This window comes from Neorhizobium sp. PAMB6630 (assembly GCF_058242775.1).
The window spans coordinates 217,013-228,824 of record NZ_JBZAYV010000002.1; the positions used below are offsets into that span (position 1 = coordinate 217,013).

Annotated in this window: 5 protein-coding genes and 5 pseudogenes; 4 read left to right on the forward strand and 6 right to left on the reverse strand. The window is 58.1% G+C overall.

Going from position 1 to position 11,812, the window contains the following annotated elements; translation table 11 throughout:
• Nucleotide 1 precedes the first annotated feature (1 nt).
• Complete coding sequence (locus AC4CWF_RS19745) at nt 2-646, forward strand: DUF6904 family protein (protein ID WP_491286964.1); 645 nt, start codon at nt 2-4, stop codon at nt 644-646.
• A 115-nt stretch (nt 647-761) separates the two neighbouring features.
• Here the strand turns inward: AC4CWF_RS19745 and AC4CWF_RS19750 are convergent.
• A pseudogene (locus AC4CWF_RS19750) lies at nt 762-1,073 on the reverse strand (transposase family protein); the annotation flags it as partial.
• Between AC4CWF_RS19750 and AC4CWF_RS19755 the strand changes: the two are divergent.
• A pseudogene (locus AC4CWF_RS19755) lies at nt 1,049-2,332 on the forward strand (type IV secretory system conjugative DNA transfer family protein). The pseudogenes AC4CWF_RS19750 and AC4CWF_RS19755 sit on opposite strands and share 25 nt — an antisense overlap.
• Nucleotides 2,333-2,533: 201 nt before the next feature.
• The gene (locus AC4CWF_RS19760; RefSeq protein WP_491286966.1) at nt 2,534-3,754 is read left to right on the forward strand and encodes an ATP-binding protein; all 1,221 of its coding nucleotides are present in this window, start codon (nt 2,534-2,536) and stop codon (nt 3,752-3,754) included.
• Nucleotides 3,755-3,939: 185 nt separating this feature from the next.
• On the opposite strand, the gene AC4CWF_RS19765 is transcribed toward AC4CWF_RS19760, so the two are convergent.
• The 5 genes and pseudogenes from AC4CWF_RS19765 to AC4CWF_RS19785 all read right to left on the reverse strand — a co-directional run.
• Nucleotides 3,940-5,496, reverse strand: coding sequence for an ISL3 family transposase (locus tag AC4CWF_RS19765; protein WP_491286967.1), 1,557 nt, complete (start codon nt 5,494-5,496; stop codon nt 3,940-3,942).
• Between the two features lie 473 nt (nt 5,497-5,969).
• Nucleotides 5,970-6,670, reverse strand: a pseudogene (locus AC4CWF_RS19770) (IS3 family transposase); the annotation flags it as partial.
• Nucleotides 6,671-6,991: 321 nt separating this feature from the next.
• Nucleotides 6,992-7,702 (reverse strand): annotated as a pseudogene (locus AC4CWF_RS19775) (IS256 family transposase); the annotation flags it as partial.
• A gap of 84 nt (nt 7,703-7,786) precedes the next feature.
• Nucleotides 7,787-9,298, reverse strand: a complete 1,512-nt coding sequence (ltrA, locus tag AC4CWF_RS19780; RefSeq protein WP_491287701.1) for a group II intron reverse transcriptase/maturase — start codon at nt 9,296-9,298, stop codon at nt 7,787-7,789.
• A 619-nt stretch (nt 9,299-9,917) separates the two neighbouring features.
• Nucleotides 9,918-10,400, reverse strand: a pseudogene (locus AC4CWF_RS19785) (transposase); the annotation flags it as partial.
• A gap of 239 nt (nt 10,401-10,639) precedes the next feature.
• Here AC4CWF_RS19785 and AC4CWF_RS19790 point away from each other — a divergent pair.
• On the forward strand, nt 10,640-11,680 hold the full coding sequence (locus tag AC4CWF_RS19790; protein WP_491286969.1) for an IS110 family RNA-guided transposase: 1,041 nt from the start codon (nt 10,640-10,642) through the stop codon (nt 11,678-11,680).
• The last annotated feature ends 132 nt before the right edge of the window (nt 11,681-11,812 follow it).

The window sequence follows — 11,812 nt, forward strand, 5'->3', positions numbered from 1 at the left end:
GATGCTCTCCTACAGCTTGCTCAGAAACCACGCCGGCATCCTGCTCATCGGAGACCACACGTCCCTGACTTGGCTGCATGAGGTCGTCCATGACGTGAATGACCGCTCGCCGCTTGTCATCGACAAGGAAGGCTCGTTTCTTGGCTTGGCCTACGATGTGCGCAAGGCGTTTGAAAGGCAGCGCGAGGTTATTCAGCCGCCAAAACATATTGAAGAAATCGGCGTCCGATATGGTGTCCAGATCGTCTGGCCCGTCCTTCTTCTTCAGCAGAGGCTACTGAGGCAATCCCTCGCCTTCCTCAGCCATACGGCCAAAACGCAATCCATCACCTACGCATTGGAGGCCGTCATCGAAGATGCGTTGCGCGAGGATTTTGGTGTGCAGGCGGGGCATATTATCGATCTCTGGCAGCGCCTTGATCCGGCACAACCTGAAGTGTTCGACATGATCGACAGTCGAGGGGCAATCTTTTGCTCATGGACGAAAGCGAAAAGGAAGGCCAGCTTTGCACAGCTCCTTTCGAGTTTCGATCCGATGTATGAACGCTTCTACCCTATGCGTTTGAAGAACGGCGAAAAGAACCTGATCTCTCCAACAGAGTTCGCGGCATGGGAAAATGCCGAGTGGCCGGATCCGCGTTGGTAAATTGCATTCGTGCCGACAGCAATCTCAACCGGACTGGTTTCCCTCCCTGCTTGAGGTTGAAACCGTAAACTCAAAATCAAAAGCAGAATTCTCCGCTTAGAGTCTGTCCGAGAATTCATTTTGATCGTGCGATCCGCCTGATGAGGGTCATGATGGATGCGACATATAGAAAGGCCTCAGCGGCCTTTATGGTCGCCTCCGGGTCTTTCCACAGCCGCCGATTTCGACTGATCCAGGCGAAGAAACGCTCGACGACCCAGCGCTTTGGATGAACGGTAAAGCCGACCTGATCCTTTGGCTTGCGGACGATCTCGACATCGACAAGCGTCGCATTCTGCGGCCGGTCGCCTGAATATCCCATGTCGGCGAACGCCTTCTCCACGAAGGGGAAGGATTTGCGGGATGCCTGCAGAACAGGGATACCGCCCCAATCCGAAAACCGGATGGCGCGCCGGCCACCATGTCGCCATCGCCGGCACACGCGCCGGGAAAGGCGTGTCCGTCGTCATTCCCGCCATCATCGACCATGACGGGCCGGTCGCCGTCCTCGACATCAAGGGTGAAAACTTCGCCGTAACGCGCCGCTATCGCCGATCGCTCGGGCGTCAGGTCGTGGTTCTCAATCCTTTCGGCGTCATTGAGCCATCGAAGGATAGTTTCTACCCACTCAACTACATCCGGCAAGCGCACCTGGTCCGCGACATCGAGGTCATAGCCGAAGGGCTTGTGCGACCGTAAGGCGGAAACGGCGCACACTTCGCCGAAATGGCAAAATCCATGATTGCCGCCGTGATCGAGGTCGTCATGGTCAGGCGCGCGGAAGCCGATCGCAACCTGATCACCGTCATGGACCTGCTGTTTTCCGCCGGCCTTGAAAAGACGCTGACGGAATGGGCCGGAGCGCCGGAGACCTTCGGTACCCGCCCAGCCGCCGCCGCAGCCACCTTCCTAGCAGCCGGCGAGAATGAGCGCGGCGCAATCAAGACGACCATCAAGAAGGCCTTCGATTGGGCGCGTTCCGACGAACTCCGCAGTTTCCTCAGCGCCTCCACATGCTCGCTCGAAAACCTTTTCGAGGGCCGCGCTGACCTCTTCATGGTCGTGCCGCTCGATCAGGTGGACGCCCAGGCCGCATTTCTCCGGCTGCTGACGAACATCATTCTCGGCATGGCCGTTCGTCTTGAAGGAACCAGGAAGCCGAAAAGGAATGTGCTGCTGGTCTTGGACGAGTTTGTTCGTCTCGGCCGCATGGAAAAGCTGATCAACATCGCCAACGTCGCCGCCGGCTGCGGCATTGAGGCGCTGTTCATCACCCAGGACAAGGGCCAGATCGAAAGCGTCTATGGCAAGGGCGACACCGCCAGCATTCTCGGCTCCTGCGTCACCACCCGCATTTTCGGTCTCGGCCGCGCCGAGTTCGAAACCGCAAATTGGGCCGCGAACGCGCTCGGCGAGCAGACGGTGTTGACCCGTACCAAACAATCAGCCGCGAAGTTTGGCGAGAGCCGTAAGACGTCCACGGCCGAGCAACGACAAAAACTCATGACCGTTGATCAGATTTTGGAGATGAAGACGGGCAAAATGCTGCTGCTCGCAGGATCGAAACCGCCATCGCTCATCGACGCGATCGTGTCGCACCTGCATCCGGCATATCAGGGCAAGCTGGACCGGAATCCGATGGTTTAGCCGCGCGATCCCGACCAAGATTTAGACTTTAAGAATTGCACAGCCACACTCTCCTATCGAAAAGACTAATACTGATTGAGATGAGGCATCATAGACCGCTCCCCGGCTCGTGACTCAAACCAACCACTCCCAATTAGCGGATAGTTGACTTCCAATTAGCCGAAGCCAATAGTACCAATCAGCGAAGATTCGAGGAATGGCATGTTTGGACGATTTGTTGAACGCCGGGCAGAGGAGGCTCTCTCCGACACGCCCGTTGTTTTAATTATTGGACCCCGCCGGGCAGGCAAAACAACCCTCGTCAGAAAGATGAGAAATCCCGAGCGCATATATGTAACGCTGGATGATCAAACGGTTCTGGAGGCCGCTAGAACGGACCCGATCGGCTTTATTAGAGGCCTTGATCAAGCGATTATCGATGAGGTGCAACGCGCACCGGACCTACTGCTCGCGATCAAGAAGTCCATTGATGAAGATTATAGGCCGGGCCGCTTCCTGCTCACCGGATCGGCGAATGTACTAACCCTTCCAAAAGTTGCTGACAGCCTGGCAGGCCGAATGGAAACCATTCAAATGCTTCCTTTGGCAAGAGCGGAGATTGTTGGGCAGCATCCCAGCTTCCTTGAACGATTGTTTGATGGCAAATTGAAAAGCCAGCAAAACACGATTCTTGGAGATGATCTGATTAGGACCGTCTTGCTTGGCGGTTTTCCGGAAGCCCTTAGCCGAGAGAGTGAGCGCCGCCGTCAGGATTGGGCTCGATCTTATCTCACGTCCATCCTCACCAGGGATTTGCGGGATATTGCAGACGTAGAAAAACTGACTGAACTGCCGAAATTCGTTCGGTTACTGACCGAGCATTCCGGCCAGTTGGTCAATTATTCCCAGTTTGGCGCTGGCATCAATGTCAGTCATAAAACAGGTCAACGCTACGTGGGGCTGCTCGAACAGGTTTTCTTGATAACAACGGTACAACCTTGGTTTACCAACGCGCTGAAGCGAATGGTAAAGACACCAAAGCTGCATTTTGTCGACTCAGGCTTGCTAGCAACCGTACGCGGGCTCACATTTGACCGGGTGAAGGCCGACCGCGGGATCTTCGGCGCGCTCTTAGAAAGTTTCGTATTTTCCGAAGTCCAGAAGCTCATGACAGCATCTGACATTAGGGCAACGGCGCATCACTTCCGGGATAGAGATGGCCACGAGGTGGATATTGTTGTGGAACGCGACGACGGAATGCTTGTCGGTATAGAAGTCAAAGCAAGCGCCACGGTCAAGGCAGGAGATTTTTCCGGCCTAAAGGCCATGGCTGAGGCGGCCGGCAAACGTTTCGCTTTTGGCGTGGTGCTTTATGACAATACTGATACAGTCCCCTTTGGTGATAGGCTAGCAGCAGCGCCTTTATCGTGCCTGTGGGATTGAAATCACCAGAACCATATAGGCGCCGCCTAAGATTTGACCCTGCATATGTGGAAAACACTCAACGCGCACGCATTGCGTGAACAGGTCACCCGGTTCATCCCCGCGCATGCGGGGAACACGCAGACCGGTTTGCGTGTGATTAGGCATGGAATAAGGGCTCTGACCCAGTTTTGGTGGTCAGATGCCTATCCGGCGCCAATGACGCGGGCCTGAAGGAGGTCGATTTTCCCTCGACCGTACATCTGGCGTTTTACAAACTTGAGCTTGGTAATCTGCCCCTCTGTCTGTCCATTTGACCAAGGCGAACTGATCGCGGCACTCACGGCTGCCCAGTCTTTGGCGACACCCTTGGCGAAGGCCGCGACCAAGCTTGATCGGGCGCGTTCCAGCCATGGTTCGAGATCGGCGAGAGATTTCTTGCCTATCATGGCTTGGAAAGCGGCGACGACTTCCCGCGCTTCTACGAGTTGCGGCACGCCGCCTTCAATCGCGGCAACCGTAACGGTCTGAGACTTGGAGAGATCGTCGCGACCGATGGTCATGAGGCGTGCGACAGCCCGTGCCGACGGTGTACGGCTCAACGCCTCGCAATCCATCTTTTCTGCCTTTCGTCGACGCGTCGCCCATTCGGTTACGACGCGAAGGCAGCCATGGAATCCCTGGCGCGTCAGCTCTCGCCAAAACTGTGTGCCATTGCGGTGACCGGCGCTCCATTGAGCATCGAGCCATGGGAGATAAACTTCAAGCGAGTTCTCCCGCACGCGGAACACGTCGGATCGCTGACCGCGTAGCACTCGCCAGACGAGGCCACGACTGTGACCGGTGCGACGAACGATTTCTTTGATTGAAACACCGGACTTGGCCAAGTCCAGAATGACGGCGTTCGTATCTTCTCGATGAAGATATCCCTGATATTGGATCCGCTCAGCGGCCGTCAGCAGATCCGGATTGATCGTTGCGGACCCGATCGCTGTTCTGACCTGGCGCATGGATTTGCGGACGGCGTCGAGGAATGCCCGACTGGCGTTCTCCATCAAATGCCATCGATCGGCCACTTGGGTTGCCTCAGGCAGTGCCTTTGCTGCAGCAAGGGCGTAGGCGCCACCGCGGTCGCGGGCGACAATACTGATCTGTTGCTGATCCGAAAGCCAGGCCTGAGCGGTTGCCGGCTCTCGGTCCGGCAGAAGTGCAATGGTTTTATGCCGTTCGAGATCGCAGATGATCGTCCCGTAACGCTGGTTGCGCCGCCACGCCCAATCGTCGATGCCGATCACCGTCGGCGGGACGAAACGCGGCGTGCCGCGCCGTCGGACGACGCGCAACAAGGTGTCGTTGCTGACCGGCACCATTAGTCTGCGGGCGAAAGCCGCCGCCGGTCGCCCACCCAAAGCAAGCCCGAGATGATGGACGATATGATCAAGCCGCGCCGTACGCCGCGCCCACGGCGCCAGGGCATCTGTCTCGAAGCGCTCGGTAAAAATCCTTCGGCCGCAAAGCACCGCGTCGCAGTAGAACCGGCGCGCGGCAATAACCAATCGCACAGACTTTCCCGCGATGGGCAGATCCGTCAGGCGTCGATGATAACGACTGTGTATCCGCTCCGATCTTGTTCCGCAGCCTGGACAACCGCTGGATATATCTGTCGAACGGACAGTGAGTATGATCGCGTCGCCAGCAGAAGCTGTCTCATCGATGACAAAGCCTCGGGGCACGAGTGCGGAGGGGCGAAGCGAATGAACCATGGCGCTGATTCCTTTTGCAAAACCAACGCCAGCCGACGCACAGAATTCATCAAAAGTGAGTCAGAGCCAATTTTGGGAGCCGATAAGGGGTCCCGTTACGACGCCGATTGACACCCCATACGGGCGACCTACATATACTACCGTATTCGGATGCCGCCGACTTACGTGTCCGGCAGCTTCATCAGCATTCCGCCTGTTAAGCCGTGTAGGCGGAGGCGACATTTCAGCCCTCAGATGCGGGTTAACCGGTTCGTGTTCCTCAACCTTCCAATACTTCAGCCTCGGGAACCATCTTGGCGTAACGGCTTCGCCTCAATCCCCTTTACCTGCGGGCTCCGTCACCCTGCCAGTTGACGGCAGGTCACCGCCGCTTGGGCTCATGCCCCCTCGCAGCAGGGGACAGGCAAATACTCACATCCTCCTTTCTCTTTGCATTCCAGTCATATGCCTCCCCGATTGGGGCGAGGCGCATCGTAGGAAATATCAACACCCCATTTCTGATTGGGGCCGATCGCGGCGAAGTCCTGATCGATGATGTTGGGTGCAATCGGGAAAGCATGCTGGCTGTCGGTCGTGCGCTTGAACCGACGCTTCTGCCGGGCATGCAGGCCATTGTCTCGCATCAGCCGTGCTGTGCGCCTCCGACCAATGGCAAAGCCACTGTCCTGCAATTCCCGCGTCATGCGTGGGCTGCCATAGGTCTCGTGAGACAGCGCATAGGCCGAGCGCAGATGCGCGAGCATCACCATGTCCTCGCGCTGCCGACGACTTGCTGGCCGGTCTTTCCAAGCGAAATAGCCACTCTGGCTGACGCCCAAAACTTTGCAGAGGCGGTGTGCGGGGAATTCATCTTTCGCCTCGTCGATGAAACGGAACTTCATCGACTTCCCTCCTTGGCGAAAAAAGTCGCGGCACGCTTCAGTATCTCACGTTCCTGCCGAAGGATTTCGTTCTCCCTGCGCAACTGTTTCAACTCGGCCGCCATGTCCTCGGTGGCAGCGGATACCGCCGGCGCATCCATCGCCCGATCACGGCTACGGCCGATCCAGCGCACCAGCGTCGATAGGCCGACGCCCAGGTCCTGTGCGATCTCACGCTGAGTCCGCCCGCTCGTCTGCGCCAGCCGCACCGCTTCGGTCTCAAATTCCTTCGTAAAATTCTTCTGCTTCGGCATTCCGGTTTCCTTTCAACTCAAGAAAACCTCTCCACTTTTCCGAGGCAAGTCCAGTCAAAACCGATCCCAGGAATGCGAGTGCTGGTTCGTCCAGATAACCGCGAACACCACATTGGTCGACTGAGCCTATCCAACGCCATGATGAGGCGGTCACAGTGCCGACCTCGAAGAGAACCATGAGCCTGACCTGCGATGCCCACTGCGACCAGCTTGACAACCGCGATTAGAGAACTCGGCGGGACACGATCGGCCCTGATCGTGTCCCGCCGCGTGGTGTAGCTTCGGCGGTCGCCGTGCCTTCCGGACAGAGCCGGGAATGGATCAGCTTGCGGCTGGCAGGCTGATGAGCGGATCATCGCTCATCGTGGCGATAGTCTCAAGTGTCATGTAGCGGGAGCGCTGGACTGCCCACTCGTCATTCTGTTCGAGCAGCAAGGCACCGACCAGCCTGACGATGGCATCGTCGTTGGGAAAGATGCCGACGACCTCTGTCCGTCGCTTGATCTCGCCGTTGAGCCGTTCGATTGGGTTTGTGCTGTGAAGCTTTGTCCAGTGTGCCTTGGGAAAGGTCATGTAGGCGAGCACATCCTGTTCGGCACTATCCATCAGGGTAGCGAGTTTCGGCACCTTCGGCCTGATCTGGTCGGCGACATTGCGCCATTGGGTGCTTGCCGCCTCGGGGGTGTCCTGGGCGAAGGCTGTGGCGATGAAGGCGGAGACGACACGCCTTCCACTCTTTCCGGCATGGGCCAGTGCGTTGCGCATGAAGTGAACCCTGCATCTCTGCCAGGTGGCGGAGAGCACTTTCGACACGGCTGCCTTGATGCCCTCATGCGCATCGGAGACGACGAGTTTGACGCCGCGCAGGCCTCGCCTGGTCAGCTTGCGCAGGAACTCCGTCCAGATCGCTTCCGCCTCGGATGTGCCGATCTCCATGCCGAGCACCTCGCGTCGGCCGTCGGTGTTGACGCCGACTGCGATGATGACCGCGACAGAGACAATGCGCCCACCGCGCCGGACCTTCAGATACGTGGGATGAGTAGGCGATACGCGCCTTACCGCATTACGGCGGCAGGTCTCGCATCGCCTCTCGCCGAACCGGACGTGCGCCTTTCGTTACGCATCCGGCTCTCCAGAAGACATGGCAAAGTCAGGCATATCCATCCAAGCAAGACGGTATCGCTCGACAGGCGTCCAGCAGAGCACATGTTGCTCAATGGACCCTTCTCTCCAGACCCGTCTCGTTGCCCGGCGCCTGCTGGGCTGTTTCGAGCCCCACAGTTCACTCGCCGTTGCCTTTGGGCGCTTATTACGTAGCCAGCAGTACAGACGCAGACCGATGTACCAGTCGAGTGCGACAAACACCCGGCCGGCGCCTACACAGTGGCGGTAATAATTCGCCCATCCGCTGGTGATGGAATTCACCCTCCGGAGCTTTTCGCCAAGACTGACGGAGATGCTATCGCGTTGCGTCAGTTGCTTGACTTTGTGACGCAGGTTGGCGGCCTTCGCCTTGGGTATTTCAACGCGTGGGCCGTAGCCGTAGCGTTTATCCCAATAGGCACCGAAGCGGAATCCGAGAAACTCGAAGCCCTCTGTCATGGCCGTAACCTTCGTCTTTTCCGGCGACAGCGTTAGCCCTGTGGTCTTGATCAGGTAGTCGGCTAGTGCAGATTTCTCCGCCATCGCGTCCTCCAGCGATCCAGACACAAGAACCACAAAGTCGTCAGCGTAACGCACAGGCAGAAACACACAGCGTCCTGCTATGCGATCGCTGTCCCGGGCGCTTGCCGCTGCTGCCACCCCATTGCTTTTGCGACGGGCTTGGGTCTTTCGACGGTGATACGTCCACCTTTCATACCGCTCCTCGATCGCGCTAAGGGCGATGTTTGCGAGCAAAGGTGAGATGATCCCGCCCTGAGGGGTACCGGCGTCCGTCCGGAGGAACTGATCCTCCGTCAAAACGCCGGCCTTTAGGAATAGTCCGACCAATCGCACCACTCGTCGATCACCGATGCGCTTGCGCATCCGCTCGAGCAGGTGATGATGATTGATATTGTCGAAGCATCCTTTGATGTCTCCCTCAATGACCCAGGGGTATGGCAGCCGGTTTCGTCGGGTGTCCTTGTCCCGTTTCTGGGGCAAGGCTGCCCGACGAATATACTCCAAGGCGCCATGCGTGTTTCTACCGGGTCGGAACCCATAAGAGACATGCCAGAATTGCGCCTCGAAGATCGGCTCCAGAAGAATCTTGACCGCGCCTTGTACAACGCGGTCCCTGATGGTGGGGATTCCCAAGGGCCGGAACTGCCCCGGTTTCCCGGCCTTTGGAATGAGCTTGCGTCTGGCCGGGCTTGGCCGATATGCGCCGCTGCGCAGATCCGCTTGGAGATCGACCAAAAAGCGCTGTTCACTCCTATTCCGGATGCGTTCCACCGTCATCCCGTCAACCCCAGCCGTGCGTCCTCCTTTGTTGGAAGCAACACGATGCCAGGCATGGCGGAGCACTCTGAGGTCGGTCAACCAACCCCACATGTCCCGCCATTGATCGTCGGGATTCGCCTTACTCCACTGATAGAGTTTGCTTTGAATGCCGAGTACCCAGACTTTGTCTGCCTGAAGATCCATGTCCACGGATCACTCCCCCGTCTCTACAATCCTATCGTCTTCCTGCTTCCCTTCGCCCTGTATGCGGCTTTCCCGCACTCCGACTACTACGAAAGCTCCGCCCTTGGTGTCGTCCCTATCTGGCCGTCGCAGCGAGCCCGGCTTCCGACCGGGCAGACGATCCAAGTTCCCGTGTTCCGATTCCCAACCTTGTGCCATTAGGCGGTGAGCTCTACCCCGTGCAATGCGGGAGATGGGGCATAGGAGCCAGCCCCATCTCGGGTCTCTTCGAGAGCCCGGCAGCAAGGATCGACGAACCTTGCCGCCTCTGATCGCTGTTGGGTGCTTCCACGCCATCCCGCTAATGGAAGCGATTTCTGTGTTTCGAGGTTTCGGACGCCCACTTCGTTGTCTCGCCATAGGCACTGCGGTAGCCCGGCCTGCGGTTGATGGCCCGCATCCGGTACAGTTAAGGCCAATCTGCTTATGCAACCCAACCGACGACGCCCGGTCGAGCTTCTTGGCCCCCTTCGATCCACTGCTCCTGTAAATCGGGCGGCATCTCAGCCGCCGGTTAGAAGTCGGCAAGCTTGAGAGGTCACGCTAACTCATACGCACCTCCCGCGCCGCACGGCGCACCATCGATCCACAGATAGGGCCATTCCCCTTCGATGGGCCTGTCGAGAAAGGCCTTCACCTTGTCGTCGATCTCTTCGCACAAGCGGGATACCTGGCTTTTGGAAATGCCCGACATTCCCATGGCCTTGACGAGGTCGTCGACGGATCGGGTCGAGACGCCTTGGATGTACGCCTCCTGAATGACCGCCGTCAGAGCCTTCTCGGCCATGCGGCGCGGCTCAAGGAAACTCGGGAAATAGCTGCCGGTGCGAAGCTTGGGAATGCGCAGTTCGACGGTGCCAGCCCGTGTTTCCCAGTCCCGGTCGCGATAGCCGTTGCGCTGGGCCAATCGGAAGCCATTCTTCTCGCCATAGCCCGCGCCGGTCTTCGTCCCGACCTCCAGCGCCATCAGTTTCTCGGCTGCAAAGCCGATCATATCCCGGAGCAAATCGGCGTCGGCGCTCTTCTCAACGAGTGAGCGCAGGTTCATCATGTCGTCGGTCATCGGTGGTCTTTCCATCAGGTTGAGCTTGAACAACCCGACCCTACCGGAAAACACTGGTGACCACCGCTAAGCCGCCCGCTCCCTACAGCACATTGGAGAGTGCGTTCGCGAGCGGCTTCGCTACCAACCAGCTACACCACATAGCGTAATCGCTCAGGGCCTAGCCTTCCAGGCAGCGGCTCTCCACACTGCCCCTTGTCAACTGTGGCCAGTGTGCCGAAGCTATGAGGAGAACCGCCATGAAGTATTATGCAGGACTGGATGTCAGCCAGCAAACGACCTCAATCTGCATCGTTGATGACGAAGGCAAAATTGTTGCCGAGCGGAAGGTAGCGTCGTGCCCAGACGCGATTGGGGAAGCGCTTGAACCGTTCTCGGTCACCCGTGCAGGACTGGAAACCGGTCCCCTGTCGGTCTGGCTATGGAATGGATTGAAGGAACGCGGCGTTCCCATCATCTGCATGGATGCTCGCCATGCCAATGCGGCCTTGAAGATGATGCCTGCTAAGACGGACCGCAACGACGCCATCGGCTTGGCGCAGATCGTTCGTACGGGTTGGTGCAAGAGCGTTCATGTCAAGTCGACGGCAAGCCACGAAGCTCGGGCTCTCCTTGCCACTCGTAGCCAATTTGTGCGAACGCGCTGCGACCTGGAGAACCAGATCAGAGGTGTCCTTCGCACCTTTGGTATCCTGTTTGGCAAACGGGTTGGTGGGTTCGCCAGGCGTGCTGAGGAAATCATCGATGGCGAGCTCGATGCGTCGCCGACAATCCGGGCTGTCGTGGGAGCATTGATGCGGGCACGTGCCAACATCCTTGAGCAGATCCGTCATCTCGAGGCGAAGGTTCGCTCGCTAGCGCGGCAGAACAATGTCGTCAGACGGCTGATGTCGGTCCCTGGTGCCGGCGTTATCACTGCGCTCGGCTTCGCCGCAACCATTGATGACCCGACACGCTTCAAACGATCATCCAGCGCCGGAGCCTATCTTGGGCTGACGCCTCGCATCTACGCCTCCGGTGAGACGATGAGATCCGGGCGGGTGTCTAAGCGGGGCGATGACTTTCTTCGACGCAGCCTTTATGAGGCAGCCAATGCGCTGTTGACGCGTATCCCACAGTTCTCCGCTTTGAAGAGCTGGGGGTTGCGCATCGCCCGGCGTGGCGGCTATCGGAAAGCAAAGGTGGCGGTCGCCCGAAAGCTCGCCGTGATCCTTCACGCGATGTGGATCTCCGGGGAACCCTTCCGCTGGTCATCGCAAGAGCCGAGTCAGATCGCGTGATTTACGACGTTATCCCTAGTTAGCTGAGATTAGCGAGATCGTCCGGTCAGGACGATGGCGCAGTCAAAACCGATCCCAGGAATGCGAGTGCTGGTTCGTCCAGATAACCGCGAACACCACATTGGTCGACTG

Excerpts from the sequence above, each read along its gene's own strand:
- AC4CWF_RS19745 (WP_491286964.1), top strand. The coding sequence starts at position 2 with ATGCTCTCCTACAGCTTGCTCAGAAACCACGCCGGCATCCTGCTCATC.
- AC4CWF_RS19760 (WP_491286966.1), top strand. The coding sequence starts at position 2,534 with ATGTTTGGACGATTTGTTGAACGCCGGGCAGAGGAGGCTCTCTCCGAC.
- AC4CWF_RS19765 (WP_491286967.1), bottom strand. The coding sequence starts at position 5,496 with ATGGTTCATTCGCTTCGCCCCTCCGCACTCGTGCCCCGAGGCTTTGTC.
- ltrA (WP_491287701.1), bottom strand. The coding sequence starts at position 9,298 with ATGGATCTTCAGGCAGACAAAGTCTGGGTACTCGGCATTCAAAGCAAA.
- AC4CWF_RS19790 (WP_491286969.1), top strand. The coding sequence starts at position 10,640 with ATGAAGTATTATGCAGGACTGGATGTCAGCCAGCAAACGACCTCAATC.